The following is a 25,748-nucleotide window of genomic DNA, read 5'->3' as shown; positions in this document are numbered from 1 at the left end:
AAAAAAGCCGTTGCGTTATGCTCCCTTGTTATGACCGGCAAGCAGCGCCGCCACTTCAGCATGGCTCCTCCGTTCTGCCCATGCATGCGGGCGCGCCCAGGCGTGCTCTGCCGGCAGATCAGGGTTTGCTCCTTTCTCCAGCAGGAATTCCACCATCTCCCGGTGGCCGTGCTTTGCGGCATAACCCAGGGGCGTGGTGGAATTTTCTTCATCCACGGCGTTTACATCAGCACCATGCTCAATGAAACTTGCCGCATTTTCAAGATCGTTGTTGCCCGCAAACTTATGCAGCGGTGTAATGCCCAGCCAGCTGCGGTGATTGGGGTTCATGCCCTGGCCGAAGAGATAATCCCTCAGTTCCTTGGTTTTCACCGCTTCCTGTGGCCCCCGGCTGTTAACGCCTACGGCAATACGTTTTGCCAGGTCGGGCTGATAGCGGAGCATGAGCTTTACGAATAAGTCATGCCCTTCGCCTGCCGCGTTTTCCAGTGCGTTCACATCATTGGCCAGCGAAGGTTTGGCGGCGAATATGGCGGCGGCGGTTTGCAGATCGTTGTAATAGGCCAGCAGGGGCACGTTGCGATACGCGCCGTAGGAGCAGAGCAGTTCTATCATCGGCTTGTTGTCGCGGTGGATGGCGGCTGAAAGGGTATCTGCCGAGCTTTCGATCTCTACGTTGGGGTGCGCGCCGTATTGCAGCAGTAATTTGACGGTCTCCATATCACCGTTGATCACGGCGGAATGCAGGGCGCGGCCTTTCGGGGCTATTCCCGGCTCCGGAAGGTTGGGGTCTGCCCCGCGCTCCAGCAGCAGCTTTACGATCGCCCTGTGCCCGCCGGAAGCCGCGTTGTTGATGGCCGAGCCGGAGCCCTGGTAATAGGTCACATAGTCGGAGAGGCGGTTTACGAGGGAGGGGTCCTCATCCAGCAGCTGCCGCACACGGTCTGTATCGCCGGTGAGGCTGGCCATGTAGATGTCCACATTCGCGCCTTTGCGCACCAGCAGCTGGTAAATGTCTTTGGGCGTGGCGGCGATATCGGCCGGTACATCGCGCCAGCCGCGGAAGTCGTAATCGCCATTGCACAGCTGGATGGGGCGTGCCCCGTCGTAACGTTTGGCGTGAATGTCTGCCCCGCGCTCCAGTAATAACCCGATCACGTCTGGCTGGCGCGTCATCACCGCCCAGTGGATGGGCTGGTTGGTACGTTCGTCCGGCGCATGCAGCAGCTGTGGTTCCGCGTCCAGCATCGCTTTTACTTTTGCCGCATCCCTCTCACGGATAGCCTTTGCAATTTTTTCTCCTTCGGGATGGATATGCTGGCCCATCGCTTCCTCCAGCATGAGTTGTATGTCCGTAAAACCACGGTCCTTCGCCATTTGCCACAATGTATCCGACGTGCCGGAACTGACGGGGTTGGCGCCCTTTTCCAGCAGTAATTTCACCGCTTCCGCCCGGTTGTTTTTCACCGCGAAATACATGGGCCCGCGGTAATCGTAATTGCAGGAAATCAGCTTCGGATCACGGGAAAGGAGAGCCTGAAGGGCGGGTACATCGCCGGCAGCGGCCGCCTGGAACATATCCCACACATCGGTGCCTGTGCCATAGGACCATATGAGCGGTTCGTTTTTGCTGAGAGCTTCGGGGCGCGTCATACCATAAAATTTAAGGGGTGGGGAAGATGATTAAGATAATAAATCCGGGCGGCATTTTAGTGATTACTTTTGAGGGATGAACAACCAGCATCAACGGTACATGGACCGCTGCCTCGAACTCGCGGAAACGGCCAGGGCGCAGGGCGAAAGCCCGGTAGGCAGCGTCATTGTAAAAGACGGGCAGATCATCGGCGAAGGGACCGAACAAAGCAGGCAGCTGAAGGACGTCTCGCGCCACGCGGAGGTAATGGCGGTGCTGGACGCCGTCAGCAAAGGCCACCAGCTGGCAGGCGCCACGCTTTATTCCAATGTGGAACCCTGCCTGTTATGCTCTTACGTGATCCGGCATCACCGGCTCGGCAGGGTCGTGTTCAGCAAAGCCTGCGGTGAACTGGGTGGTACCAATCCCAGGTTCAACCTGCTCACGACGAACGAACTGGGCTCGTGGGGCGATGCGCCGGAAGTGATCATTCTGTAAAAGAAAAAGGCAGCCTTCGGGAAAGCTGCCTTTTTAATGTACGGGCGGAAAAATTATATCTCCGGCTCCTGCTGGCTCAGGCAGTGGAAGCTGCCGAGGCCCCAGATAATATCGGTGCTGTCGATCCCCACTACTTCACGGTCTTTAAAACACTCCGCAATAATGCGCAGCGCTTCGTCGTCTTTTTTGCATTGAAAAGTAGGTACGATCACGTATTTGTTGCTGATGTAAAAATTGGCGTAAGACGCGGGCAGGCGCTGGTCTTCAAACACTACCGCGTCCGGCATGGGCAGCGTTACAATGTTCAGCTGCTTGCCGTTCAGCAGGCGCATCTGCTGCAACTGGCGGAGGTTCTGCTGCAACAGCGTGTAATTCTCATCCTGTTTGTCCGTTTCGATCACGGTCAGCACGGTGTCTTCATTCACGAAGCGGATGGTATCGTCTATATGCCCGTCCGTATCGTCGCCAACAATGCCTTCTTCCACCCACAGCACCTGGTCGGCGCCGTAATACTGGTGAAGGTATTCTTCCAGCTGTTCGCGGTTGAGATGCGGGTTGCGGTTCTCGTTCAGCAGGCAGCAGGTGGAGGTGAGGATCGTTCCTTTGCCATTGAACTCCACTGAACCGCCTTCCATGATGATGCCGGGATTGAACAGCGGCAGCTGGTAGTGGTTGGCAATGAGCGTGGGTATGATGTCGTCCTGGTCGAACGGCGGGTATTTGCCGCCCCAGGCGTTGTAGTTCCAGTCCACCACCGCTTTTTTCTGTTCCGCGGCGGGATTGATCAGGAAAGCCGGCCCGTGGTCGCGGCACCAGGCGTCGTTGGTGGGATGGAAAAAGAATTCCACGTTCCGCATGTTCACGCCCGCCTGCAGGAGATGCCCTGTGGCAAAGGTTTTCATGGCTTCGTCCGCAACGTTGATGCGCACCTTTTCACTGTCTGCCAGGTATTTTACAAACCGGCTGTAATGCGGGAAAATGGTATGGATCTTCCCGGGCCAGCTGGCTTCTTTATGCGGCCAGCTCAGCCAGGTGGCGGTATGAGGATGAAATTCTGCCGGAAAATAATACCCTGATTGTCTGGGAGTTGGTTGCGTCATGCTTCGTCGTCGATATATCTTTTTGTAATAGGTTGGTAGGAATCGATCCTCCTGTCGCGCAGGAAAGGCCAGTGAGTGCGGTAACGGTCCGTTTTATCCAGGTCCAGTTCCAGTACGTTCACTTCTTCCGCTTCGTGGGAGCTTTGGTGGAGAATGGTGCCGAAGGGATTGGCGATAAAGGAGCCGCCCCAGAATTTCATGGCGCCGTCCTGCTCAAAGCCCACCCTGTTCACACTCACCACGTGCACGCCGTTGGCCACGGCATGGCTGCGCTGCATGGTTTGCCAGGCATTGTATTGCTCCACGTTGGTAGCCTCGTCCTGGCTCGTGGCCCAGCCAATGGCGGTGGGATAGAAAAGTATCTGCGCGCCCATCAGGGAAGTGATGCGTGCGGCTTCAGGGTACCACTGGTCCCAGCAGATGAGCACGCCGATGGTGGCGAATTTAGTTTTGAACACTTTATAACCCAGGTCGCCGGGCGTGAAATAGAATTTCTCGTAATAGGCCGGGTCGTCCGGGATATGCATCTTGCGGTATTTGCCGAGGTAAGCGCCATCCGCATCCAGTACGGCGGTAGTGTTGTGATATAAGCCTTCTGTTCTTTTTTCGAACAGGGAAGCGATGATCACCACGCCCAGCTCTTTGGCCACCTCGCCCAGCGATTCGGTGGAAGGGCCGGGGATGGGTTCCGCCAGCTTAAAGTTCTCGTAATCTTCCACATCACAGAAGTACAGCGAAGTGAACAGCTCCTGGAGGCAGATCACCTGCGCGCCTTTGGCTGCGGCTTCTCTCACTTTGGTGATGGCTTTGGAAAGGTTCTGCGCCTTGTCTGCAGAACAGCTCATCTGTACGTATCCGACTTTTACTTTTGCCATGGTTGCAAAGGTATAAAAAAGGGAGGGTTTCATACCATATTCCCCCCGTTTCATCCCATTTCGGTAAAAACCGGAGAACTGTTCACTAATATTGCATGAAAGAAATATTAAATGGAAAGAATCAGGAAAACGGAATTCTGGCTGGCCACAGGTGTTTACCTGCTGGTGATTTTCACCATGATATTCCCTTCCCTCTATACCGACGGGGCCGCTTATTCAGGCCGGCTGGAAGAACGTTTTGTGGTGAACCATATGGAGTTCGACGGCTTCATGCACTTCCTGATGCCCAAGATGCTGATCGCCACGGTGAGTTACCTGCTGTTCGTGGCGCTGAACAACTGGCTGATCCCTTTTTTCTTTGAAAAGAACGACGGGCTCGCCTGGGGCATTATTTTAAGTTTGGGCGTACTGCTGTTCTACTGGGGCATGCTCACCATCGCCTTCACCTGGCGCTTCGGGTATATGCTGGGATACCGCAGTGTGAATAGTTTTCACAACCTCTGCGCCTGGCGGGCTTTTATCGTGACGTTTACCGCCGTGCTGTGTTACGTGGTATACCACCTGGTGAAGCTGCTGTATTTCAGGTACCTGCATGATGTGCTGGTGGAAAAGAAGATATGGAAAAAGATACCGCTGGATATCATGCTGCTATTCGCTTTCTGGTTTCTTGCCATTTTCATCATGGTGGCGGATAACCGGCCTGCCCGGGTGCAGTTCGTGGGATGGGGAGGCATTGCCTATATCGCGGCCTATATAGCATACAGCCGCTATGTTTTCCAGCCACTGTTCAGGAAAGAGCAACCATTTAAAAAACTATTGCCGATCCTGCTGCTGATACTGGTGCTGTCTTCTGCATTCGCCTGTATTACGGTAGATGCCGCCACCCGGATAGGCGGGATGGCGACTATCAATATGCTGCTTGTTTTCTGCAACGTGATGTTCGTGATACCTCTCGCATGGGGCGTATCCTATTCCCGCTTATCGAGAAAGAATGAGGTGTTGAACCTGGAGAAGGCATTGGGTCGTTCTTCCGCCAATCTGGACTTCCTGCGTTCCCAGATCAACCCTCATTTCTTGTTTAATGCGCTGAATACCCTGTACGGAACGGCCCTCCAGGAAAACGCCCCCCGCACCAGCGAAGGCGTGCAAAAGCTGGGGGACATGATGCGGTTCATGCTGCACGAGAACAACCAGGAAAAGATCGAGCTGGACAAGGAAGTGGGATACCTGCAAAACTACATCGCGCTGCAAAAGCTGCGCACGCAGGCTTCGCCGGATATCAAGATAGAAGTGAACATCAACGAAGCCAATTGCGAGCACGACATTGCGCCCATGCTGCTGATACCTTTCGTGGAAAACGCCTTCAAACATGGCATCAGCCTGCGCAACCGCTCCTGGATCGTAGTGTCGCTTTCCTGCGATAAAGACCATATCTATTTCGACGCCTATAACAGCGTGCACCTCAAACCTGACAACGACCCGGAAAAGCACAGCCTGGGCATCGGCCTGGCCAACGTGCGCAACCGCCTGCAGCTGCTGTACCCCGGCCGCCACGAGCTCAGCATCCGGGAAACGGCCAGCGAGTTCTTTGTGCACCTGACCATCAAAACAAAATAAAAATCTAAACGAACACAATGGCTCAACAGCAACAACCGGAAACCGCAGAACAGAAACCCTACGAGCCTGACGGCTTCACCCGCTTCCTCTGGTGGCTGGCTACCGCCGATGCGGACATCCTGAAACAATGCCAGGCAGACCGCGAGCGGTACCGTATCATCGGCATCGCCGTGCTGGTCACGGGGCTGTTTGCCGCGCTGGCCTGGGGGTATTTCTTTTCCACCGTGGTGCAGGACGATATCGCCATCATCGGGCTGGCGCTCTTTTTCGGCTTCGCGATCCTGTCTATAGACCGGAGCCTGATCGCCGCCATGCACCGCAACGGCGGCAAACCGCAGTTCATGCCCGTCGCCTTCCGCCTGCTGCTGGCCATTACCATCGGGTTGTTCATTTCACAGCCTGTCGTGCTCATGTTGTTCAAAAAAGATATCCACGCGCAGATGGTGCTGGACCGGCAGGAGAAAATGGACAAGTTCCGTAAAGAGCAGACCGAATTCAACGCCCTCAAAACAAAAGATATCCGCCAGCACATCGCCAATTACCAAAAACAGCTGGCGCAGAAAGAAGAGCAGGTGAAAGAATATAAAGACGGCTACATCCGTGAAACCGACGGCACTGGCGGCTCCGGGAGGATTGGTGAAATGGCCGTTGCCCGCGTCAAAAAAAGCGAATACCTGAAGGCCGACGAAGAGCTGCGCAAGCTGAAAAAAGAGCTGGAGCCGCTGCAGCTGGAGCAGGCCGAAAAGCTGGCGCTGGTGAGAACGGAAGACAGCCTGAAGGAAGCCGCATACAGCGCCACGCTGACGGATGGTTTCCTGTCGCAGGTGGAGGCGCTGAACAAACTGACCGATGAGCATCCGCCGCTGAAACAACGGTACCGCCTCATCGTTTTCATCATCACCCTCATAGAAGTGATGCCCCTGCTCACCAAGCTGCTGATGCCCAAAGGCGAATACGACGCCCGCCTGGCCGCGCTTACCGAAGGCAGCGTACAATCGTCGGAGCTGGCGAAGGAAAAACAAAAGGAATTGCAGGAGCACTACCACGAAGGAGCGGTAGCGGCAGACAAGGAAGTGATGGACCACCTGTTCCGGCTCACCGAAAGCCAGCGCCGCCGCGAAGCGGAAAAGCTGGTGAAGGACTGGGAACAAAAGGACGGGAGCAGCTTCCAGCGGTTGTGGACCGCCGCGCGCCGTTTGCTCCTCCTTCATAAAATGTAATTTCACGTATCTTGTATACCATGACCATGACCGCCATTGCGATAGATGACGAGCCCGTTGCCCTGAGCGTGATACAGGCGCACGCGGCGAAAGTGCCATTTATGGAGCTGAAAAGCCTGTTCACCAATGCTTTCGAAGCCATGGACTTTCTCCGTAAAGAAAAGGTGGACCTTATTTTCCTGGACATCAAAATGCCGGATATTTCCGGGCTGGACTTCCTCAGCAGCCTGCATGAGCCGCCCATGACGATCTTCACGACCGCCTATTCAGAACATGCCGTGCAGAGCTTCGAGCTGGATGCGGTGGACTATCTGCTGAAACCTTTTTCCCTGGCACGTTTCCTGAAAGCCTGCAACAAGGCGCACAGCCTCATGCAGCTGAAGCAGGAGCGCGCGCAAAACCCCGTGCAGGCGGATTACATCTTTATCAAAAGCGGTTACGAGCAGCTGAAGATCCAATTGCAGGACGTGCTTTACATCGAAAGCGCGGGCAACTACGTGAACTTTGTGCTGCCGGATAAAAAACTGCTGTCCCGCCTCTCCATGCAGGAAGCGCTGGCACTGATGCCTGCCGCCCGTTTCACTCGGGTGCACCGTTCCTACATTGTTGCGAACGATAAAGTGGACAGGATAGACCGCAGCTGCGTATACATCGGGCAGGCGGTGATCCCGATCGGCGCGGCTTTTGGCGAGGCGGTGAACAGGATCGCGGGGGAGGAGTGACGGGCCGAAACAAAACAGGCGCTGCAAAAGCAGCACCCGTGTCCTGTCAGTGTACTCGGTTTTAACACTATCTTATATAGAATCCAAATGTAAGCCTCTTAGGGAAAGCACAAATATATATTAAAATAATTCGCAAATTAAAATAATATTAATATAGCGCCGGGTGGCCGAAATGCCTATATTTGAACAAATACCTCCAGATGAAAAAGTTATATACATTGTTACTGGGCGGCATGTTATGCAGCACTGCGGTGCTCGCCCAGCAGGAAATCGCCCCTGCCCAGCCAGGCGTAACCTATGGAAAATCCATCAACGCGGAATCGGCCATCGGCATGAGCGACCTGGGCGCGAAACTCCAGGCGGACACAGCTTATACCGGTAAGATCGAAGGCAAAGTGGTGGAAGTATGCAAGAAAAAAGGCTGCTTCATGAAGCTGGAAAGAGCTTCGGGCGAGCCGGTGATGGTGAAGTTCAAGGATTACGGTTTCTTTATGCCGCAGGATATTGTGGGCAAAACCGTGGTGCTGGAAGGCGTGGCGAAAGTGAACGAAACTTCCGTGGAAAGGCTGAAACATTTTGCGGAAGACGCAGGTAAAAGCAAAGAAGAGATTGCGAAGATCACCCAGCCCAAGAAAGACATTGTGATCGTGGCAGATGGTGTGGTGGTGGTGAAATAAAATATTCCCAAAACACAGGAAAGGCTTCCGGCAACCGGGGGCCTTTTTTTATGCGCAGCCTGCTCAAAGCATCATAAAACTTCGTATTTCCCACAACAGCAACGCGTTATTCACGGTGTCCAGCGGATGTTTTGTATCCGGCAGCACGGCCATGGAAGCCTGCGGCAGACTTTTGAACACGGCCAGCGTTTCTTCTATGCCCACCATCGTATCGCGGTCGCCCACCATCAGCCGCACGGGAATATTGATCGAAGAGAGATTTTCTTTGGTAAGCAGGGGATGGGCGCCCAGGGCGGTCATCAGTCCGGCGGTGGCCGGCAGCAGGTTCTTCCAGCCTTCTTCCCCATGCAGGGCTGCAAGCTGTTCCACATACGCCGGTGCTTTCTCCTGTAAGAATGCGGCATCCAGGCGGCGGGTTTCTTTTGAGGCTGTTCCGGGCGACCAGTTGAACTTGGTGGCCAGGGTCTGCACCCGCTCCACCGTCCCGGGCGCCTGCAAGGCCGCGTGTAAGGCCACGTAGCCGCCCAGGCTGTAACCGAATACCGCTACCGGCCCCAGCCTGTTATCGCGGATATAGTCCAGCAACTGCGCCGTATATAATTCAATGCTCAGCGGAGCGGCCGGTAATGCCGTACCCCCGTGACCGTGAAAGTCGAAACGGTGGATGGTATATTGCTCGCTTAATACGGGAACGATTGGATCAAAGTGCCGGGATGCGCCAAGAGCGCCGTGCAACAGCAATAAGGCTGGCTTCATGAAACAACGGGGTTTTTAAAAAAGACTTATTATGTTGGCTAATTTACTTATATTTATTGTAAATCTTGGACTTGTCATTCCCTACCACCGATCTCATTTACTTTATATAAAACTTATTTCCGTTTACAAAACGCATTGTCCTCGAAAACCCTACCGGCGCAGAAGGAAAGTGAGTAAAAATGGATAATATCCGCAGCGTGCGCGCTGCGGTTTTTTTTTTGCATAGCCATGCCCGGGGCTTTCAGGAAGCCTTTTTTTGTGATTGATTTTATACGATGAAAAAGGTCAGGCGCTTGCCTTGATCTGCTCGCCGAATTGCAGCAGGTACCCGTTGTTGTCGTAAATACCGAATTCGCGCATCCCGTAATCGAAGTTCTGTACGGGGAAACACACTTCGGCTTTGTCTTTCACTTTCTCCCATAATTCATCCACGCCTTCCATATGAATATAAATGGCGCCGGTAAACAGGGGCTGGTCAAAAGGATCTTCGCTGCCAAAAGGGAATTTGGCCTGCGGATGGACCAGTTGCATGGTCACCTTATCTTTTTTGATGGAAGCAAATTTCCATTGCTCGTCCATCGTTTTACAGGTGAAGTCCAGCACATTCACATAAAAATCGATCGTTTCCTGCAATAAAGGAGTAGTTAATGTCGGGATTGCGGCCAGCAGTTCCATACTTGCAATATTGTTTTGGGTTAAAATTTTTGAATAACAGTTGTAATATGACAGTTGTGACAGTTGAATAAAATGACTCTCTTATAAATGTAATGATTTATTCTGCTTCTCAATTGCTGTTATGTTAATTTTTTGCACATTCCTTTATCCTATATTTGTCCCGGAGGCAAATTCAAGTTCGGGCTATGCAGCAATCATCTTTGTTAACACTGTTAAAACATCATTTCGGTTACACGCATTTCCGTCATAACCAGCAGGCAATAATCGAGAACGTTCTCGCGGGAAAGGACACGATGGTGCTTATGCCCACGGGCGGCGGGAAGTCCATCTGTTACCAGCTGCCCGCGCTTGCGCTGGAAGGGGTGACGGTGGTGGTATCTCCCCTCATTGCCCTGATGAAAGACCAGGTGGACGCGCTGAAGCAGAACGGTATTGCCGCCGCTTTCCTCAATTCCTCCCTGTCCATGGGGGAGCAGCAGTCCGTCATCCACCAGCTGCGCACCGGGCAGCTGAAGCTCCTGTACCTCGCGCCGGAGCGGCTTGTGGGCGAAGGGAACTTCATGGCATTGCTTGCTGACGTGAACGTGGTGCTTTTCGCGATAGACGAAGCGCACTGTATCAGCCACTGGGGGCACGATTTCAGGCAGGAATACCTGGCGCTGGGCCAGCTGAAAGACCGTTTCCCGCATATACCGGTGATTGCCCTTACCGCCACGGCAGACGGTGTTACGAAGCAGGACATTCTTGAGAAGCTCAACCTCCGCGCGTACACCGTATTCGAAAATTCCTTCAACCGTCCGAATATATTTTACGGCATCAGGCCCAAACGCAACCATTACGACCAGCTGCTCACTTACCTGGGCGAGCACCGGGACGACAGCGGGATCATCTATTGCCTGTCCCGCTCCGCCACCGAATCCCTCGCGGCGGACCTCCAGGGCGAAGGCTTCTCCGCCGCGGCGTACCACGCGGGGCTGGAGCGGCACCTGCGCGAAGAGCGCCAGGAGAAATTCCTGCGGGACGAAGTGCGCATCATGGTGGCCACCATCGCCTTCGGCATGGGTATCAACAAAAGCAATGTGCGTTTCGTGGTGCATGTGGACCTTCCCAAGAACATCGAGGGATATTACCAGGAAACAGGCCGTGCAGGCCGCGACGGGCTGGCCAGTGAGGCTATCCTTTATTACGGCGCCGGGGATGTGTTTAAAATGAAACGGTTCGCCAGCGTGGAAGGCAACGAAGCGCAGAGCGCCATCATGCTCAAAAAGCTGGAGCAGATGGCCGGCCTCGCCGAAACACGGCAATGCCGCCGGCAATACCTGCTGCAGTATTTCGGGGAAGATGCGCCCGCGCATTGCGGCAACTGCGACAATTGCCTGGGCCATTACGAACGGGCAGACGGCACCATTGCAGCGCAAAAGTTGCTGAGCGCCGTATACCGCCTCCAGGGTCGTTTCGGGCTCAATTACGTGGTGGATTTCCTCCGGGGCAGCAGCACCGTCCGCGAATCGCACCAGGAGCTGAAGACCTACGGCATCGGGAAGGATATTTCAAAAGAACAATGGAAACAATACGCCCGCGAGCTGATACAGCTCGGGTATCTCCAGCAGGCGTCCGGCGAATACCCGTTGCTGCAGCTGACCGATACCAGCTGGCAGGTGCTGCGCGGGGAAGATAAAGTGGAATTTACCGTGACGGCCGCGGGCAAAGAGCAGCCTGCCGGGCCCGCGCCTACAAAGCAGGGAGCGGAAATCGCCCACCCCGTGCTGTTCAACGACCTGAAGCAGCTGCGCCGGCAGATCGCGGACAGGGAGAATGTGCCGCCCTACATCGTGTTCTCCGACGCCACGCTGGCCGAACTGGTGGCTTACCTGCCCATCACAAGATCAGACATCTCCCGCATTTCCGGTTTTGGCGACGTGAAGCTGGCCAAATATGGCGACGCCTTCCTGGATGTGGTGCAAACCTATTGCCTGCGGAATGGTCTCAGCACGCAGATTCACCTGAAGGCGGCAAAGCAGCGCCCGAAAAAAACACGGACTGATGCCGGTGGCAGCCAGCGCCAAAGCCTCCAGCTTTTCCTGGAAGGGAACGCCATCGAGGAAATAGCCGCGCGCCGCAGCCTGGCCGTGAGCACCGTGGAAAGCCACCTGAGCGAGTTCATCCGCAAAGGCGAGCTGGACATCCGCGACGTGGTATCCGACGAAAGCCGGCTGGCCCGCATCCTGAAAGCCGTGGAAGACACCGGCGGGTATTCCCTGGGCGCCGCGAAAGAAAAGCTGGGAGACGATGTGGGCTATGGCGAGATCAGGGCGGTGCAGAATTATTATCAATGGTTGCAGGAGCAGGCATGATAATTTTAACTTTTTTCAGTACTTTGTTTAATGCTTCCACGTTTCATACGTTAAGCGTATATTCATTACAGTTATGAACTCATTACAAATCTCAAACTCTTAACACAATGTCATCATCCACGAACCGCAGACATTTCCTGCGCCAGCTGGGCCTGGTATCTGCAGGCGCAGCACTAGGACCCGCATTTCTCGCAGCCTGCAACAGCGGCGGCACCAATGGAGGCGCTGATACCAGCAAGACCGATACCACCGGCACCGGCGGCGGCGGTACCGTGAAAGACCTGTTCTTCAAGATCTCGCTGGCCGAATGGTCCTTCCACAACGCCCTGTTTTCCGGTAAAATGACCAACCTCGATTTTGCGGAGAAAGCCAAAAAAGATTACGGCATTACCGGCGTGGAATATGTGAACCAGTTCTTTAAAGACAAAGCAAAAGATAAAGCATACCTCGCCGACCTGAAAAAACGCGCGGACGACAACGGCGTTACCAGCGTGCTCATTATGTGCGACGGCGAGGGCGACCTGGGCGACCGCGACATCAAGAAGCGCACCCAGGCGGTAGAGAACCATTACAAATGGGTGGAAGCCGCGCAGTTCCTCGGCTGCCATTCCATCCGCGTAAACGCCGCGGGCGCGGGCACTGAAGAAGACGTGAAAAAAGCCGCCATCGACGGTCTCAGCCGCCTCACGGACTTCGCGAAAGATTTTAATATCGGCGTGATCGTGGAAAACCACGGCGGCTATTCCTCCAACGGCATCTGGCTGAGCGATGTAATGAAAGGCGTGAACAAGCCCGGCTGCGGCACCCTGCCCGATTTCGGGAACTTCTGCGTAAGGCGCCAGAAAGACGGCGACTACAGCACGCCCTGCGCCGAAGAGTACGACCGCTACAAAGGCGTTACCGAGCTGATGCCCTTCGCTAAAGGCGTAAGCGCCAAAAGCCATGATTTTGATGCACAAGGCAACGAAACTCATACCGATTTCCGGAAAATGTTGGAAATTGTGAAGGCTGCCGGCTACAAAGGTTTTATCGGCATCGAATATGAAGGCAGCACAGACAGTGAAGAAGCTGGCGTGCGCAAAACCCTGGAGCTGCTGAAAAGAGTAGGCCAGGAACTGAGCTAAACAGGCGCAAATCCCGTAAATAATCGAATATGGAAACATCTCCCAATGGAATGACCACGCTGAGCGGCGTGATGGAAGTATTGAAAGAACGCGGTGTGGATCATGAGCTGCGGCTGCTGGAAGACGGGCAGTTGAAAGACGAGGATTCAGGCCGGATATTCAACCCGCAGGGTATGAAGATCATCCGCAGTTACCGCTTCGAGGGCGACAGCAATCCTTCGGACTCCGCGGTGCTGTACCTGCTGGAGAACGCTGATGGTTTTATCGGCTACATCATCAATGCCTACGGCGCTTACGACGATTATGAAGGGGACCTTTTTGATAACCTGATCAGGAACCTCCCGGTGGAAGAACGCGAGTTCTGAAGCTGGGGCTGAAAAATAAAATGCCGGTTGTCTGCTTCGCACAACCGGCATTTCTTTTTGTCGCAGATCTGCAACACTATATTATATTCTAGGATATGGAAATTCCTGAATCTAAAATTTGATCACTACCTTATCGCGGGTCACCCGGTAGGTGAAACCGATGCTGTCTCCCAGTGTAGCAAGCAAATCCTGTACCGAATCGTTGTTGAACACCCCGGTGACGTGTTTGGCGCGGCCATTGTTCCCCCGCATTTCCATCTCAACCCCAAACCAGTCTTCCATCTTCTTTAACGCCGCGGGAAGCGGGGTATTGTTGAAAACCAGCTTTCCATGGAGGCAATCTTCCTGCTCTGCCAGCTCAAAGGTCTCTTTTTCCATGAGGTCGATGCCTTTGTTGGCCAGCACGCTTTGCCCCGTGGTGAGCTCTTCTATGGCATTGTCTGTTTGGGAATAGTAGCTTTTACCCACGCTGGCCTGCCCGCTGAGCACCAGGCAATAGGCGCCGCTCTGGCTTTCCAGGGAGCGGAGGCGGAAGGTGGCGCCGGGTGTGCGGGTTTTGAGCTTATCCGTTAAAATGACCATTTCCTGACCGGTGGCGGGCACGGAAAAGAAGGCCTCGCCGTCCAGCACCAGGCCGCGGGTTTGCGGGAAATTTTCCGGCATATAAAGTTTCGAACGGGAGTTGAGGATCACGAGGGTACTGTCCGGCAGCTTAACCATCTTACGCTGGCCGTAATCGCTCTGGTAAGTGACATACCGTTTGCCCGGCTCGAGCATAACGGAACTCCGCTGGTGGCGGCCTGCCACATAATACAGCGTGCCGGCTGCTATGAGCATAACGACGATCAGCGTAAGGGCAACGGGTTGCCAGTTACGCCGTTTTTTCATATACAGTGGAAGCCTTGGCCGCCGGAATTGCGTATGTGCTGCGCTCATGGTTGGGAATACGGATTTTGGTGTAACACTGTCCCGGGATAAATATAATAAAAAAATTGCCAGATCACAGCGGCTCTTTCTGCTTGTATGTCAGAAAACTATCATGAGTGAACGGACTTTTTTGTTAAACCAGTACCGGCCCCTTAACTTTGCCCGCCATGGAAAAGCAGCAACCACCATTATCATTCGACGATACGGCTATCGCATTTGAGCATATGTCTAACAAGGCATTGAAGCGGGCCAATTTCCTGTTCAGCAATATCGGCAAACCCTGGCTGGTGAAGCTGGGAGCATTTGCTACCCCTCTCGCATTCAAACTGCGCCTGCCGGTTAAAGGCATCATCAAATCCACCATCTTCAACCAGTTCTGCGGGGGCGAAACCCTCGAAGAGGCCGTAAAGGCAGCGGAAGAGCTGGGCCGTTTCGGTGTGGGCGTGGCGCTGGACTACAGCGTGGAAGCCGTGGAAGGGGAAGATAACTACGACAATGCCGTGCCGGAATTCCTCCGTGCCATTCAATACGCTGCCGGCAAGCCGCATATTCCTTTTATTCCTATCAAAGTAACCGGTTTCGCGCGCTTCGAACTGCTGGAAAAGATGCATAAAGGCGAAACCCTCACCCAGGAAGAAAAAGAAGAGTTCGAAAGGGTGCGCAAACGCATCCACAGCATTTGCGCCGCTGCGGCCAAAGGCAAAGTGGGTGTGCTGGTAGATGCGGAAGAATCCTGGGTGCAGCAGCCGGTAGACGATCTGACGGATGAAATGATGGGCCTGTTCAACAAAGGGGAAGTGATCGTGTTCAACACCTTCCAGATGTACCGCCACGACCGGCTGGACTTCCTGCACCAGAGCCTTGCAAAGGCCAAAGCTGCGGGTTACCTGCTGGGCGCCAAGCTGGTGCGCGGCGCATACATGGAAAAAGAAAGGAAACGCGCGGAAGAAAATGCTTATCCATCGCCCATACAGCCGAATAAAGACGCGGCAGACGAGGATTATGACGCCGCGGTGCGCTTTTGCCTGGACAACCTGGAGCACCTGGCCGTTTTCATCGGCACGCACAATGAGGACAGCTGCATGCTGGCCGCCCGCCTGCTGGACGAAAAAAATATCCCGCATAACCACCCCCGTGTGAGCTTTTCACAGCTCTACGGCATGAGCGATAACATCACCTTCAACCTGGCGCATGCCGGTTACCGGGTGTCCAAATACCTGCCCTACGGTCCTGTAAAGGACGTGGTACCTTACCTGATCCGCCGGGCGCAGGAAAATACTTCCATTGCAGGCTCCATGGGCCGGGAATTGAGCCTGATCCGCAAAGAAATGAAACGCAGGGGTATGTAACCAGCCGGGATAATGTAACATTTGGCCGCCTGCGCCCGTTATACGGGATCAAAAGCCAATTATCAGCGCATTATAACCGGGAACCAAATGCTGCTATGCAAAGAAGAAGCCGCTCCGAAAACTTTCGGGGCGGCTTTTTTTATTCCCGTCAGATTTGATAGTTATTGATTCGATTCCGGCAGCGGAATGGGGAATTTATCCCACACCTTATCCCCCGGCCGGTCGAGCGGCAGCTGGTTCAGGCGGCCGTAGCGCCGCATGTCTATCCAGCGGTGGCCTTCTGCGAACAACGAATACCGGCGCTGGTGCAGCATTTCGGTGATCAGGGCCGCCTGGCTGGCAGCGCCGGGATACACCGACAGGTTGTGCCCCGTCCTGATCCGGTTCAGCGCCACGATGGCATCCGGGAGCTGGTTGAGGTTGATCTTTGCTTCGGCGTAGATCAGGATCAGCTCTTCGTTGCGGATGATGTAAACGGGAGCGGTATTGCTCCGGTGTATCCATACGTCGCGGTTGGAGGAGAGCCCGTCCAGCGAAGCCGGTGCGGCCCGGAGCGTGGCTTTGCCAATGCGGTCGTCTCCCGGGGCGATCTGCGTGGCATACGAAGGGTGCGCCAGGCGTTGTTCGCCCGCGTTGTTCTGCGGCAGGAACACAGGGTTCAGCAGGTCGCCGGAGTTAGCGCTGAAGATATGCACATATCCTTTATTAAAATCCCCGTTCAGATCGAAGAAAGATTCGTTCAGCGCGGTAAGCGCAACTGCCCACTGCTGGCGGTATATGGCCACGCGTGCGGCGAGCGCCCGGTTGAATTGCAGGAGCTTGGCGGGCGTTACGTCCGTCACGACCGATACCGGGAAAACGATCTCGCTGCCCGTGAGGTCCGCTTTCCCTTCGTCCAGCATAGCGGCAATGTCCGCCAGGCTTTCGGGGTAACCTTTAATGGGCCCGAGGTTGTTCGGGTCTTTCACTTCCGTGCGGATGCCGTTGGTATACTGCATGTTGAGCGCGATCAGCAACTGGTAGGCCATGACCGTTTTAGCGTAACCCAGGTATCCTTTTTTCTCGTTGGCGGAAAGCCTGGACGATGCGTTCACCGCATCCATCAGTATATTGGCCTGCCTTACCACCCTGTAGCGGGAAGCCCAGGGGTTGGTGGTGTAAAAGGTATTGTTATCCAAAGGCGAGGTGCCCATGAGTTCGGTGGTATACCTCGGCTCGGACCCGGAGAACCGGTAGATCTCGCGGCCCTGTATCCCGATCGCATCGAAATAGGTGTTCAGGGTAGGGCGCATGCCCGATTCCATGGCCACGGCCAGGTTATCGATCTGCTCCTTGGTGCCGTTGGTGATGATCTCGCTGGCCACCGGCGTGTTCAGGTTGGGTATCTCGCCCTTCTGGCAGGCGCCCAGCCCCAGGAGCATTGCGCTGAACAATAATATGCTATGTTGTTTCATAATGATTCTTTTTTAAGTTGAACAGATCAGAAGGTTACGCCCAGGTGAAACATTGCCCGCTTGGCAGCCGGGAACGGCGTTACTTCCACGCCGGTGCTGATGCCATTGCTGCCGCGGGAGGTTGCGGTGGAAATGGTGTTGCTGCCGAAGTTGGAAGTTTCGGGATCGTAACTTTCATAATCGGTCCAGGTGAACCAGTTGTTTGCTGAAATGCCCACGTTCACAGCGGAAATGATATTGTTCTTCGGGATGGGAATGTTATAATACAAACCGATCTCGCGGATGCGCACGTAAGACGCGTCCTGCACCCGCACGCTGGCGTCTGAAATACCCGCGGCGGCCATCCTGTCCTGCCCGTCTTTTACGCCGTTGCCGTTCTTGTCGTCGTCGTAATCGTAAGAGGTCTGGAAAATGTCAGACAGGTACTGCGTCAGGTTGATGTTGTCCCCGCCTTTTTTCCAATGCAGCATTACGCGCAGGCTGAAATTGGTGAGGAAGGTGAGGTCGTTGTAAAAGCTCAGCTGGAAGTCCGGCTCTGAATTGCCGAGAACGCCCACGCCTTTGTTGTTGCCCAGGGTGCCGATGATCTGTGTGGCTGATTTGCCTTCTTCGATGAAGAAGTTGCCCAGCGTGTTGCCGAACGCGCCCATGGGGAAGGCGGGAATGGTGAGCTTGGTGATCTCAGAGGTGTTCTTCCAGAAATTTACCTGTGTATTCCAGCGGAATTTTTTGGTGTTGAGGGGGATGGCGCCGATGCCGATCTCCACGCCTTTATTCTGAAGGTCGCCGCCGTTCACCCATTGCTGGGTAAAGCCGCTGGACGATGGTACGTTCCTGCGCAATAACAGGTCGTAGATCTTTTTGTTGTAGTAGGTGGCTTCCAGGAAAAGACGGCCGTTGAAGAAGCTCACGTCGAGCCCTGCTTCAAATTCTGTCTGCCGTTCCTGTTCAATGTCCGGGTTGCCGAACTGTGAATCGACTAAAGAACCGGGCTGCCCGCCGATATTGCTGGCAGTGAGCGCAAGGAACTTCGCGCCATAAGGCGCTACGTTGCCCGCCTGGCCGTAAGCCGCGCGCAGCTTGAAGCTGTTGATATCGTTGATGCTCCAGAAACCCATCTTGGCAAGGTTCCAGGATGCGGATGCTTTGGGCAGCACGAAGTATTTTTTGTAATCGCCGTTGTTGGTACTGCGGTCGAAGCGTACGCCGGCGCTCAGGGTGATCGCGTCCATGAGCAACACTTCTTCCTGGATGAAGATACCGTTGTCGCGGTACTTCTGGCGGAACTGCTGCAGCTGTGAGCTGGCCGCCTGGTCCACGTTGTTCTGGCCGGGTATCACGTTGGTGGCGATGGACAGGATGTGGTCCAGGTAATTGGTTTCCAGTGTGGCGCCTAATGAAGTGGTGAAATTGAGGTCCGGGTTCGCCGCGAAGGTATTTACCAGCACGCCCGCCAGGTTGGTGTTGAGGTTGTTGGTATTACCCTGGATGGAAGCGCCTTCCAGCCCGCCTCTCATGAATTGCAGGGTACGGGGGAAGATGGCTTCGGTCTTAAGGTTAAAGAAGTCGATGCCGCCGCGCACGATCAGCTTTGTATTGGTGCGGTCGTTGGTATGCAGGGTGGCCCTCACTTCGCCGCCGGTGATCACGCGGTTGGTGGTTTCGTTGTTCCGCATTTTGTCCCTCGTTTCAAGCGGGTTGGCCGCTGCGGGGTTAGTGGGATAATTGCCGGTGGCGTCGGGGTGCAGCTCGAGGTATTCCGGAATAGTGGCCAGGGACACGCCGTAGGTAACGCTGTTGTTGTCGTTGTTGGTAAGCCCGCGGTCCGCGGAAGTGTTCATGTAGGTTGCGCGCAAAGCCAGGCTGATACGGTCGTTCAGCTGGTGGTCTATATTCATGCGCACGGAATTGTTCAGGTAACCGCTGTTTTTGACGATGCCTTCTTCGCTCTTGCGGTTGGCGGAGAAGTACATGCCGGTGCGTTCGGTGCCGCCGTTCACGCTCACGTTGGTGTTGGAAATGAGGCCGGTTTCACCATACATCTCGTCTTCGTAATCGTAGAGCTTGCCTGCGTTGCGCGCGGCAATGAACATATCCCTTTCAGTAGCGCCGCCTCTTTCGAACGCGGTCTGCTCGGTGAAATGGCGTACGCCCAGCAGCTTGCGGGCTTGTGCAAAACCGAGGTCCTGGCGCAGGCGCACGATAGTGCGGCCCAGGTTGGTGCCTTTTTTGGTGGTGATGAGAATTACGCCTGCCGCTGCTTTGGAGCCGTAGATGGCGGCAGCGGAAGCGCCTTTGAGTATTTCAATGTTCTCGATATCGTCTGGGTTGATGTCTGCCACGCGGCTGGACGGATTGTCCTGGTTCTGCGGGTTGCCCGCGGTGGCGGCGCCGGTGATGAGGTTGAGGCCGGCGGGTACGCTGATGTTGGAAATGAAAATACCGTCTACCACATACAGTGGCTGTGAGTTACTGAAGATGGAGGTTACGCCGCGCATCTTCACGGAAAGGCCGCCGCCGGGCGCCCCGGTGTTGGCGGTGATGAGCGCGCCGGGTATCTTGCCGCTCAGCGCGGCGTCGAAGGTTTGTGCCGGGGCTACGCCGTAAAGTTGTTTGGCTGAAATAGTGGCCACAGCGTTGGCAAGGTTGCTTCTTTTTACGGAAGTGGCCAGGCCGGTGATCACTACTTCATCGAGGTTGGCGTAGTCTTCCTGCAGGGTTACATTCAGCGCACCGCTGCCAACCACGATGTTCTGCGTTTTGAAACCGGTGTAGGAAAAAATAAGGGTGCTGCCGTTGGTGGCTTCTATGGAATACCGGCCCTGGGCGTCGGTAACGGTGCCCCGGTTGGTTTGCTGAAGCCTGACGGTGACCCCCGGCACGGCATTGCCCGAGGGGTCGGATACTTTCCCGGTCACCGTCTGCTGAGCCGCTGCCGCAAAGGAAATGCACAGCAGCAATACCAGCAAAATGAATTGTTTGGTCAGATACATGTTCTGGCGATTTAGAGGTTTAAGAATGATTACAGGTTGATAAAAATTTTGAGGCATGGCTTCGGGTTAAACAATAGGATGCCACGCCATGCTTTAGTGCGGTACATCTTGTTGCATGATAAAAGAATTTAGAGGTTGATAAATTTATTATCAACTGCAAGGCCAGATGGGAAAATTCTGAATGCTTGTGTCAGTTCTTCAGGCTCCGGGTTTCTACGTTCTCACGCGGTCGTTCTGCTGCATGGTCTGACCCTGCAACGGATAATTTAGGGTTGATGATAAACGAATAGTGCCTTTTTTATTTTTTAAGCGTTTAGATTTTTATAGTTAGATAGTGCCGTGATTTTGTTGATATGGTCTTATATATTATCGCAGATTAATGAAATTTGCGGGAAAGTAGATTTGTTTGTTTTCACCCTTTTGTTTATATTATTTCTCACTGTAATCTGATAGCTGTGATAGGCTATTTCCCAATTTACATTTAACTTGCGGGGTCATGCAACAATACCTGGATTTACTACAACATATTATCGCTCAGGGGAATAACAAAACGGACCGTACAGGAACCGGCACCCGGAGCGTGTTCGGCTACCAGATGCGTTTTAACCTGCAGGATGGTTTTCCGCTGGTGACCACCAAGAAACTTCATCTCAAATCCATCATCTACGAACTTCTCTGGTTCCTGAAAGGAGACACCAATGTGCGCTACCTCCAGGACCATGGGGTGAAGATCTGGGACGAATGGGCGGATAAGGACGGCAACCTCGGCCCTGTTTACGGCAAACAATGGCGCAGCTGGGAAGGGGCCAACGGCAAAACGATCGACCAGGTGACGGAGCTCATCAGCCAGATCAAAAAGAACCCGGACAGCCGGCGCCTGATCATCAGCGCCTGGAATGTGGCCGAATTGCCGGACATGGCGCTCAGCCCCTGCCATTGCCTGTTCCAGTTCTACGTGGCGGATGGCAGGCTCAGTTGCCAGCTTTACCAGCGCAGTGCGGACGTGTTCCTGGGCGTGCCTTTCAATATTGCATCCTATGCGCTGCTCACGCTTATGATCGCGCAGGTGTGCGGCCTGGAGCCGGGAGAGTTCGTGCACAGCTTCGGCGATGTGCACCTGTACAATAACCACTTCGAGCAAGCGCAGCTGCAGCTCACCCGCAAGCCTTACGCCCTGCCGGTGATGAAGCTGAACCCGGCGGTGAAAGACATCTTCTCTTTTGAATACGAAGATTTCACCCTGGAGAACTATGAATTCCATCCTCATATCAAAGCCCCGGTAGCAGTATGATCTCTATAATAGTTGCGGCATCAGACAACAACGTGATCGGCATCGAGAACCGCCTGCCCTGGAATCTTCCCGCGGACTTGCAGTTTTTCAAGAACACGACCTGGGGCAACCCGGTGATCATGGGCCGGAAAACTTTCGAATCCATGGGAGGGAAGCCGCTCAAGGGCCGGCAGAACATAGTGATCACCCGCCAGAAGGATTACGCGCCCGAAGGCGCCACAGTAGTGTCTTCTATCAACGCTGCCATCACGATCGCGGAAGATTTTGATGTGGACGAGATCTTTATCTCCGGGGGGACTGAAATTTTTCTACAGGCCTTTTCGATGGTGGATAAGATATACATGACGCGGGTGCACGCCACGCTGCAGGGCGACGCTTTTTTTCCGGTGATCAATCCCGATGAGTGGGAACTGACACATGCGGAAGATCATGCTGCGGATGAAAAACATGCGTATGCTTTTACTTTTCAGACGTGGGAGCGCCGTTAACGTGCGTGTCAAATAAAAAGTAAAACTGGGCTGTGCCGGCAGTAGCTGCGGGCACAGCTACTTTTTATTTGACACGCACGTTAACCGGCTTTGCTTAATAAACAGGTTTTTTTGTGGTTGGGTTTATTTTTGATTTTTTTCTAGTGGCCAGGCGTTTTTCCGGTTGCTCGCTTTTTTTCTCTTGCTCAGTGATGTAGAGGGTGAGCTCTTCTGCTTTTTGTAAAAGCTTTCTGTTGATATTATTTAATGATCACCGTCCCCACCTTATCCGTCAGCTCTTTCGCCATTTGTTTGAGGTGGATGTCCATCTCCATACATTTTCTCGCCACGTCAAAATCTGTGGCGTCTTTCAGCTCCTGCTGGTTTTCTTCGATGAGCTTGCGGATCTTCCGGAGGATCAGGTAATGGCTGGCGCTTACGGTGTCTTTTACGAAAGCATCGTCGCCGTAAACGGTCTTGATCTCGAACTTGTCGCGCCAGTTGGAGCTTAGCTCGGCTTCTTTGTCTTCCAGGATGAGTGCTACGTTTTTGGAGATTTCCGGGTCCTGGTGGTAGAGGAACCATTTTTTGTCCAGGGGCGCGCCCTGGTCGTATTGGGATTTGTATTCGTGCAGGATCTTTTTCACTACCTCGCTGTCTGCCAGCGATTCGAAGTCGTAAGGGAGATGGAAGATGTAATCCGCCACCGTGATCTTCTGTTCTTCGTCGAACATCTTATCGCCGAAGCGGAGCAGCACTTTTACCAGCTCGCGTTCCTGCTTTTCATCCTTGTTGAAAAGGTTGTCAGGGTTTACCTCCGGCTGCATGCTTTCGTCGAAATGCTCGGGGTACATTTCGGCGAGGGACGGACCGCCTTCTTCCCCGGCGGGTGTTTCCTGCCCGCGGTTTTTGAAACGGTTCTGCTCCTGTGTGGCCTGTTTGGTGAGGCGGTCGCGGATGTATTTATTTACCAGCGTCACCATGCCTTCTTCGTCTATTTTGAGAAGCTGGCTGCACTGGCGGATGTAGTCCTGCTGTTTGGTGAAATCTTCCACCTTGTCTATACGCGCGATGGTTTCGGCGATCTCGTTCACCAGCTGGCTTTTCTTCGTCGTATCGTTGCCGGCTTCTTTCAGTGATACGCGGAGCTTGAAGAGGATGAAGTCCTGTTTGTTGTCCGCAATGAACTGCCGGAAACCTTCCGCGCCGATCTTCCGCACGTAGCTGTCGGGATCTTCGTTGTCGGGTATGAGTGCGAGCTTTACGTTCAGGCCCTCTTCGATGGCCATGTCGAGCCCGCGCAGCGCGGCTTTCACGCCCGCGTTGTCGCCGTCATAAAGAATGGTGAGGTTGCGTGTGTATTTTTTGATCAGCCGCAGCTGGTCGGTGGTAAGCGAGGTGCCGCTGGAGGCAACTACGTTCTCCACCCCGGCCTGGTGGAGCGATACCACGTCCGTATACCCTTCCACGAGCAGGCATTCGTCCTGCTTGTCGATGGCGTGACGGGCGAAATAGGTGCCGTAGAGCACCTTGCTTTTTACGTAGATATCGTTCTCGGGGGAGTTGATGTATTTAGGTGCGCGGTCGCTTTTTACAAGGATGCGCGCGCCGAAACCGAGCACTTTCCCGCTCTGGTTGTGGATGGGGAAGATGACGCGGCCGCGGTAATTGTCTGCCGGCTGTTCGTTGCGAATGGTAACGAGCCCTGTTTTTTGCAGCAGCTCCATGTTGTAGCCTTTATGCTGCGCTTCGCGCACGAAGGCGTCGCGCAGGTTGAGGCAGTAGCCGAGCTGGAATTTCCTGACGGTTTCTTCGGTGAAGCCCCTTTCTTCAAAATAGCTGAGGCCCACATTCTGCCCTTCGTCGGTTTCGTGAAGGGTCTTTACAAAATAATCCCGCGCGAAGTTGTTGATGATAAAAAGGCTGTCTGCCAGCTGCTGCCGGGCTTTCATTTCCGGGCTCACTTCCTTTTCCTCGATCTCCACGTTGTATTTGGCGGCCAGCCAGCGGAGCGCTTCCACGTAGGAGTATTTTTCATGCTCCATGAGGAAGTTGATCGTATTGCCGCTTTTGCCGCACCCGAAACACTTGTAAATTTCCTTGCTGCCGGAAACGGTGAAGGAAGGGGATTTTTCGTTGTGGAATGGGCAGAGCCCCATGTAGTTGGCGCCGCGTTTCTTCAGTTTAACGAAGGAACCGACGATTTCCACAATGTCTATCCGGTTGAGTATCTGTTGTATCGTGTCCTGGGAGATCAAATCTTAATTCGGATTTATCGAGTATACTTTTTGTCAACTGAAATATACAAATAGTATACTCGGCCATCTGCAAACTTAGCGAAAAATCGGTAAGGGGGGAATTCCCTATATTTGAGATCCTTCAAAAGAAGGATCGCCAAAACAACAAAATCATTTTTGAACCCCGGGGGCGCAGGTTCCGCAGGGCATTAAAATCAATTTATTCAATGAAAAAGGAAGTATTCATAGTTTCCGTAGCCCGCACTGCCATCGGCAGCCTGGGCGGCTCGCTGGCCTCCGTGCCCGCCACCACGCTGGGCTCCACTGTTATCAGGGCTTCGCTGGAAAGGGCGGGAGTGGCTGTGGACCAGGTGCAGGAAGTATACATGGGTAATGTGATCAGCGCCAATATCGGCCAGGCGCCGGCCACGCAGGCCAGCCTGTACGCCGGGCTGCCCAATACCGTGCCCGCCACCACGGTGAACAAAGTATGCGCTTCGGGCATGAAAGCCATTATGCTGGGGGCGCAGAGCATCCTGCTGGGAGACAACGACGTGGTGGTGGCCGGCGGCATGGAAAGCATGAGCAATATCCCCTATTACCTCGATAAGGCCCGCAACGGCTACCGCCTGGGCCACGGCTCGCTGATAGACGGCATCCTGAGGGATGGTCTCTGGGACCCGTATTCCGATTTCCACATGGGCAATGCCGGGGAGATCTGCGCAAAAGAATACAACATTACCCGCGAAGACCAGGACGCTTTTGCCAGGCAGAGCTATGAGCGCGCCGCGGCGGCCTATAAGAACGGCTATTTCGACGCGGAGATCGTGCCGGTGGGAGTGGGCGGTAAAACGCCCGTGGTCGTGAATTCCGACGAAGAATACCTTAAAGTGAACTTCGAAAAGATGGCGGCCCTCAAGCCGGCCTTCCAGAAAGACGGCACCATTACTGCCGCCAACGCATCAAAGATCAACGATGGCGCGGCAGCCGTTGTGCTGGTGAGCGGCGAAAAACTGAAAGAACTGGGCCTGAAGCCAGTTGCGCGCATTGTGAGCTTCGCGGACGCCTCCCAGGCGCCGGAATGGTTCACCACCACGCCGGTAAAAGCCGTGGGTAAGGCGCTGGCAAAGGCCGGGCTTACCATGGCTGATATGGATTATACGGAGATCAACGAAGCTTTCAGCTGCGTGGCGCTGGCTAATGAGCGGGACCTGGGCGTGAAACCCGGCACCCTCAACGTTTGGGGCGGGGCCGTGGCGCTGGGGCACCCCATCGGTTGCAGCGGGGCGCGCATCGTGGTCACCCTTTCCTCCATCCTGCAAAGGCTCGGCGGGCGTTACGGCGTGGCCGGGATCTGCAATGGTGGCGGCGGAGCGAGCGCTATGGTGATAGAGAAAATGTAAATGCTTTGCTT

General features: G+C 54.3%; 21 protein-coding genes. 12 read left to right on the top strand and 9 right to left on the bottom strand.

Translation table 11 applies throughout. From position 1 onward, the window contains the following. Positions 1 to 15: 15 nt before the first annotated feature. Positions 16 to 1,653 (bottom strand): ankyrin repeat domain-containing protein, encoded by a 1,638-nt coding sequence (locus tag ACTJIK_RS25415; RefSeq protein ID WP_440650392.1) that lies wholly within the window; start codon positions 1,651 to 1,653, stop codon positions 16 to 18. Positions 1,654 to 1,729: 76 nt separating this feature from the next. On the opposite strand from ACTJIK_RS25415, the gene ACTJIK_RS25410 reads away from it, so the two are divergent. Then, entirely contained in the window at positions 1,730 to 2,131 is a 402-nt protein-coding gene (locus tag ACTJIK_RS25410) for a nucleoside deaminase (protein ID WP_440650391.1), read from the top strand. Positions 2,132 to 2,184: 53 nt separating this feature from the next. Here the strand turns inward: ACTJIK_RS25410 and ACTJIK_RS25405 are convergent, their stop codons facing one another. Together ACTJIK_RS25405 and ACTJIK_RS25400 are read right to left on the bottom strand one after the other, a co-directional pair. Continuing rightward, positions 2,185 to 3,231, bottom strand: a complete 1,047-nt coding sequence (locus tag ACTJIK_RS25405; RefSeq protein WP_440650390.1) for an agmatine deiminase family protein — start codon at positions 3,229 to 3,231, stop codon at positions 2,185 to 2,187. Further along, positions 3,228 to 4,106 carry a carbon-nitrogen hydrolase gene (locus ACTJIK_RS25400; protein WP_440650388.1) on the bottom strand — a complete coding sequence of 293 codons (879 nt, stop codon included), beginning with the start codon at positions 4,104 to 4,106 and terminating at the stop codon, positions 3,228 to 3,230. The genes ACTJIK_RS25405 and ACTJIK_RS25400 overlap by 4 nt, the downstream gene beginning before the upstream one ends. A gap of 111 nt (positions 4,107 to 4,217) precedes the next feature. Here ACTJIK_RS25400 and ACTJIK_RS25395 point away from each other — a divergent pair, with 111 nt between their 5' ends. The 4 genes from ACTJIK_RS25395 to ACTJIK_RS25380 all read left to right on the top strand — a co-directional run bounded on the left by ACTJIK_RS25395 (position 4,218) and on the right by ACTJIK_RS25380 (position 8,342). Further along, entirely contained in the window at positions 4,218 to 5,723 is a 1,506-nt protein-coding gene (locus tag ACTJIK_RS25395; protein WP_440650387.1) for a sensor histidine kinase, read from the top strand. A 17-nt stretch (positions 5,724 to 5,740) separates the two neighbouring features. Beyond that, positions 5,741 to 6,943 carry a DUF4407 domain-containing protein gene (locus tag ACTJIK_RS25390; protein WP_440650385.1) on the top strand — a complete coding sequence of 401 codons (1,203 nt, stop codon included), beginning with the start codon at positions 5,741 to 5,743 and terminating at the stop codon, positions 6,941 to 6,943. 20 nt (positions 6,944 to 6,963) lie between these two features. Further along, positions 6,964 to 7,665, top strand: coding sequence for a LytR/AlgR family response regulator transcription factor (locus tag ACTJIK_RS25385; protein WP_440650471.1), 702 nt, complete (start codon positions 6,964 to 6,966; stop codon positions 7,663 to 7,665). 200 nt (positions 7,666 to 7,865) lie between these two features. Continuing rightward, positions 7,866 to 8,342 carry a DUF4920 domain-containing protein gene (locus tag ACTJIK_RS25380; protein ID WP_440650384.1) on the top strand — a complete coding sequence of 159 codons (477 nt, stop codon included), beginning with the start codon at positions 7,866 to 7,868 and terminating at the stop codon, positions 8,340 to 8,342. A 63-nt stretch (positions 8,343 to 8,405) separates the two neighbouring features. On the opposite strand, the gene ACTJIK_RS25375 is transcribed toward ACTJIK_RS25380, so the two are convergent. Next, positions 8,406 to 9,098 (bottom strand): alpha/beta fold hydrolase, encoded by a 693-nt coding sequence (locus ACTJIK_RS25375; RefSeq protein ID WP_440650382.1) that lies wholly within the window; start codon positions 9,096 to 9,098, stop codon positions 8,406 to 8,408. A gap of 285 nt (positions 9,099 to 9,383) precedes the next feature. Then, the gene (locus ACTJIK_RS25370; protein WP_440650381.1) at positions 9,384 to 9,773 is read right to left on the bottom strand and encodes a VOC family protein; all 390 of its coding nucleotides are present in this window, start codon (positions 9,771 to 9,773) and stop codon (positions 9,384 to 9,386) included. A gap of 185 nt (positions 9,774 to 9,958) precedes the next feature. On the opposite strand from ACTJIK_RS25370, the gene recQ reads away from it, so the two are divergent. The 3 genes from recQ (at position 9,959) to ACTJIK_RS25355 (ending at position 13,616) form a co-directional block, all read left to right on the top strand. Next, positions 9,959 to 12,127 carry a DNA helicase RecQ gene (gene recQ / locus ACTJIK_RS25365; protein WP_440650380.1) on the top strand — a complete coding sequence of 723 codons (2,169 nt, stop codon included), beginning with the start codon at positions 9,959 to 9,961 and terminating at the stop codon, positions 12,125 to 12,127. Positions 12,128 to 12,234: 107 nt separating this feature from the next. Continuing rightward, positions 12,235 to 13,251, top strand: coding sequence for a sugar phosphate isomerase/epimerase family protein (locus ACTJIK_RS25360; RefSeq protein WP_440650378.1), 1,017 nt, complete (start codon positions 12,235 to 12,237; stop codon positions 13,249 to 13,251). Between the two features lie 29 nt (positions 13,252 to 13,280). After that, positions 13,281 to 13,616, top strand: coding sequence for a hypothetical protein (locus ACTJIK_RS25355; protein ID WP_440650377.1), 336 nt, complete (start codon positions 13,281 to 13,283; stop codon positions 13,614 to 13,616). A gap of 111 nt (positions 13,617 to 13,727) precedes the next feature. On the opposite strand, the gene ACTJIK_RS25350 is transcribed toward ACTJIK_RS25355, so the two are convergent. Next, a complete protein-coding gene (locus ACTJIK_RS25350; protein WP_440650376.1) occupies positions 13,728 to 14,504 on the bottom strand; it encodes a FecR family protein in 777 nt (258 codons plus the stop codon). A gap of 206 nt (positions 14,505 to 14,710) precedes the next feature. On the opposite strand from ACTJIK_RS25350, the gene ACTJIK_RS25345 reads away from it, so the two are divergent. Beyond that, positions 14,711 to 15,892 carry a proline dehydrogenase family protein gene (locus ACTJIK_RS25345; protein WP_440650375.1) on the top strand — a complete coding sequence of 394 codons (1,182 nt, stop codon included), beginning with the start codon at positions 14,711 to 14,713 and terminating at the stop codon, positions 15,890 to 15,892. A 161-nt stretch (positions 15,893 to 16,053) separates the two neighbouring features. On the opposite strand, the gene ACTJIK_RS25340 is transcribed toward ACTJIK_RS25345, so the two are convergent. Then, positions 16,054 to 17,346: a RagB/SusD family nutrient uptake outer membrane protein gene (locus tag ACTJIK_RS25340; RefSeq protein ID WP_440650373.1), complete on the bottom strand. Its 1,293-nt coding sequence runs from the start codon at positions 17,344 to 17,346 to the stop codon at positions 16,054 to 16,056. 26 nt (positions 17,347 to 17,372) lie between these two features. After that, the gene (locus ACTJIK_RS25335) at positions 17,373 to 20,339 is read right to left on the bottom strand and encodes a SusC/RagA family TonB-linked outer membrane protein (protein WP_440650372.1); all 2,967 of its coding nucleotides are present in this window, start codon (positions 20,337 to 20,339) and stop codon (positions 17,373 to 17,375) included. Between the two features lie 496 nt (positions 20,340 to 20,835). On the opposite strand from ACTJIK_RS25335, the gene ACTJIK_RS25330 reads away from it, so the two are divergent. Together ACTJIK_RS25330 and ACTJIK_RS25325 are read left to right on the top strand one after the other, a co-directional pair. Further along, positions 20,836 to 21,630 carry a thymidylate synthase gene (locus ACTJIK_RS25330; protein ID WP_440650371.1) on the top strand — a complete coding sequence of 265 codons (795 nt, stop codon included), beginning with the start codon at positions 20,836 to 20,838 and terminating at the stop codon, positions 21,628 to 21,630. Next, positions 21,627 to 22,118, top strand: a complete 492-nt coding sequence (locus ACTJIK_RS25325) for a dihydrofolate reductase (protein WP_440650370.1) — start codon at positions 21,627 to 21,629, stop codon at positions 22,116 to 22,118. Before ACTJIK_RS25330 ends, ACTJIK_RS25325 begins: the two co-directional genes overlap by 4 nt. A gap of 239 nt (positions 22,119 to 22,357) precedes the next feature. Here the strand turns inward: ACTJIK_RS25325 and dnaG are convergent, their stop codons facing one another. Further along, a complete protein-coding gene (dnaG, locus tag ACTJIK_RS25320) occupies positions 22,358 to 24,355 on the bottom strand; it encodes a DNA primase (protein WP_440650368.1) in 1,998 nt (665 codons plus the stop codon). Positions 24,356 to 24,561: 206 nt separating this feature from the next. Here dnaG and ACTJIK_RS25315 point away from each other — a divergent pair, with 206 nt between their 5' ends. Then, complete coding sequence (locus tag ACTJIK_RS25315) at positions 24,562 to 25,737, top strand: acetyl-CoA C-acyltransferase (RefSeq protein ID WP_440650367.1); 1,176 nt, start codon at positions 24,562 to 24,564, stop codon at positions 25,735 to 25,737. The last annotated feature ends 11 nt before the right edge of the window (positions 25,738 to 25,748 follow it).

The organism is Chitinophaga sp. 22620, assembly GCF_052044405.1.
In the GTDB taxonomy this organism is placed as follows: domain Bacteria; phylum Bacteroidota; class Bacteroidia; order Chitinophagales; family Chitinophagaceae; genus Chitinophaga.
The sequence above is the reverse complement of the archived record's forward strand: the minus strand, read 5'-3'. Positions and strand labels throughout refer to the sequence as shown.

What these genes read in the sequence shown, in the direction of transcription:
- ACTJIK_RS25340 (WP_440650373.1), bottom strand. Translation starts at nt 17,346, where the DNA reads ATGAAACAACATAGCATATTATTGTTCAGCGCAATGCTCCTGGGGCTG.
- ACTJIK_RS25400 (WP_440650388.1), bottom strand. Translation starts at nt 4,106, where the DNA reads ATGGCAAAAGTAAAAGTCGGATACGTACAGATGAGCTGTTCTGCAGAC.
- ACTJIK_RS25370 (WP_440650381.1), bottom strand. Translation starts at nt 9,773, where the DNA reads ATGGAACTGCTGGCCGCAATCCCGACATTAACTACTCCTTTATTGCAG.
- ACTJIK_RS25350 (WP_440650376.1), bottom strand. Translation starts at nt 14,504, where the DNA reads ATGAAAAAACGGCGTAACTGGCAACCCGTTGCCCTTACGCTGATCGTC.
- ACTJIK_RS25375 (WP_440650382.1), bottom strand. Translation starts at nt 9,098, where the DNA reads ATGAAGCCAGCCTTATTGCTGTTGCACGGCGCTCTTGGCGCATCCCGG.
- ACTJIK_RS25385 (WP_440650471.1), top strand. Translation starts at nt 6,964, where the DNA reads ATGACCATGACCGCCATTGCGATAGATGACGAGCCCGTTGCCCTGAGC.
- ACTJIK_RS25410 (WP_440650391.1), top strand. Translation starts at nt 1,730, where the DNA reads ATGAACAACCAGCATCAACGGTACATGGACCGCTGCCTCGAACTCGCG.
- ACTJIK_RS25360 (WP_440650378.1), top strand. Translation starts at nt 12,235, where the DNA reads ATGTCATCATCCACGAACCGCAGACATTTCCTGCGCCAGCTGGGCCTG.
- ACTJIK_RS25335 (WP_440650372.1), bottom strand. Translation starts at nt 20,339, where the DNA reads ATGTATCTGACCAAACAATTCATTTTGCTGGTATTGCTGCTGTGCATT.
- ACTJIK_RS25395 (WP_440650387.1), top strand. Translation starts at nt 4,218, where the DNA reads ATGGAAAGAATCAGGAAAACGGAATTCTGGCTGGCCACAGGTGTTTAC.
- ACTJIK_RS25345 (WP_440650375.1), top strand. Translation starts at nt 14,711, where the DNA reads ATGGAAAAGCAGCAACCACCATTATCATTCGACGATACGGCTATCGCA.
- ACTJIK_RS25355 (WP_440650377.1), top strand. Translation starts at nt 13,281, where the DNA reads ATGGAAACATCTCCCAATGGAATGACCACGCTGAGCGGCGTGATGGAA.
- ACTJIK_RS25315 (WP_440650367.1), top strand. Translation starts at nt 24,562, where the DNA reads ATGAAAAAGGAAGTATTCATAGTTTCCGTAGCCCGCACTGCCATCGGC.
- ACTJIK_RS25330 (WP_440650371.1), top strand. Translation starts at nt 20,836, where the DNA reads ATGCAACAATACCTGGATTTACTACAACATATTATCGCTCAGGGGAAT.
- ACTJIK_RS25405 (WP_440650390.1), bottom strand. Translation starts at nt 3,231, where the DNA reads ATGACGCAACCAACTCCCAGACAATCAGGGTATTATTTTCCGGCAGAA.
- ACTJIK_RS25415 (WP_440650392.1), bottom strand. Translation starts at nt 1,653, where the DNA reads ATGACGCGCCCCGAAGCTCTCAGCAAAAACGAACCGCTCATATGGTCC.
- recQ (WP_440650380.1), top strand. Translation starts at nt 9,959, where the DNA reads ATGCAGCAATCATCTTTGTTAACACTGTTAAAACATCATTTCGGTTAC.
- ACTJIK_RS25390 (WP_440650385.1), top strand. Translation starts at nt 5,741, where the DNA reads ATGGCTCAACAGCAACAACCGGAAACCGCAGAACAGAAACCCTACGAG.
- ACTJIK_RS25380 (WP_440650384.1), top strand. Translation starts at nt 7,866, where the DNA reads ATGAAAAAGTTATATACATTGTTACTGGGCGGCATGTTATGCAGCACT.
- ACTJIK_RS25325 (WP_440650370.1), top strand. Translation starts at nt 21,627, where the DNA reads ATGATCTCTATAATAGTTGCGGCATCAGACAACAACGTGATCGGCATC.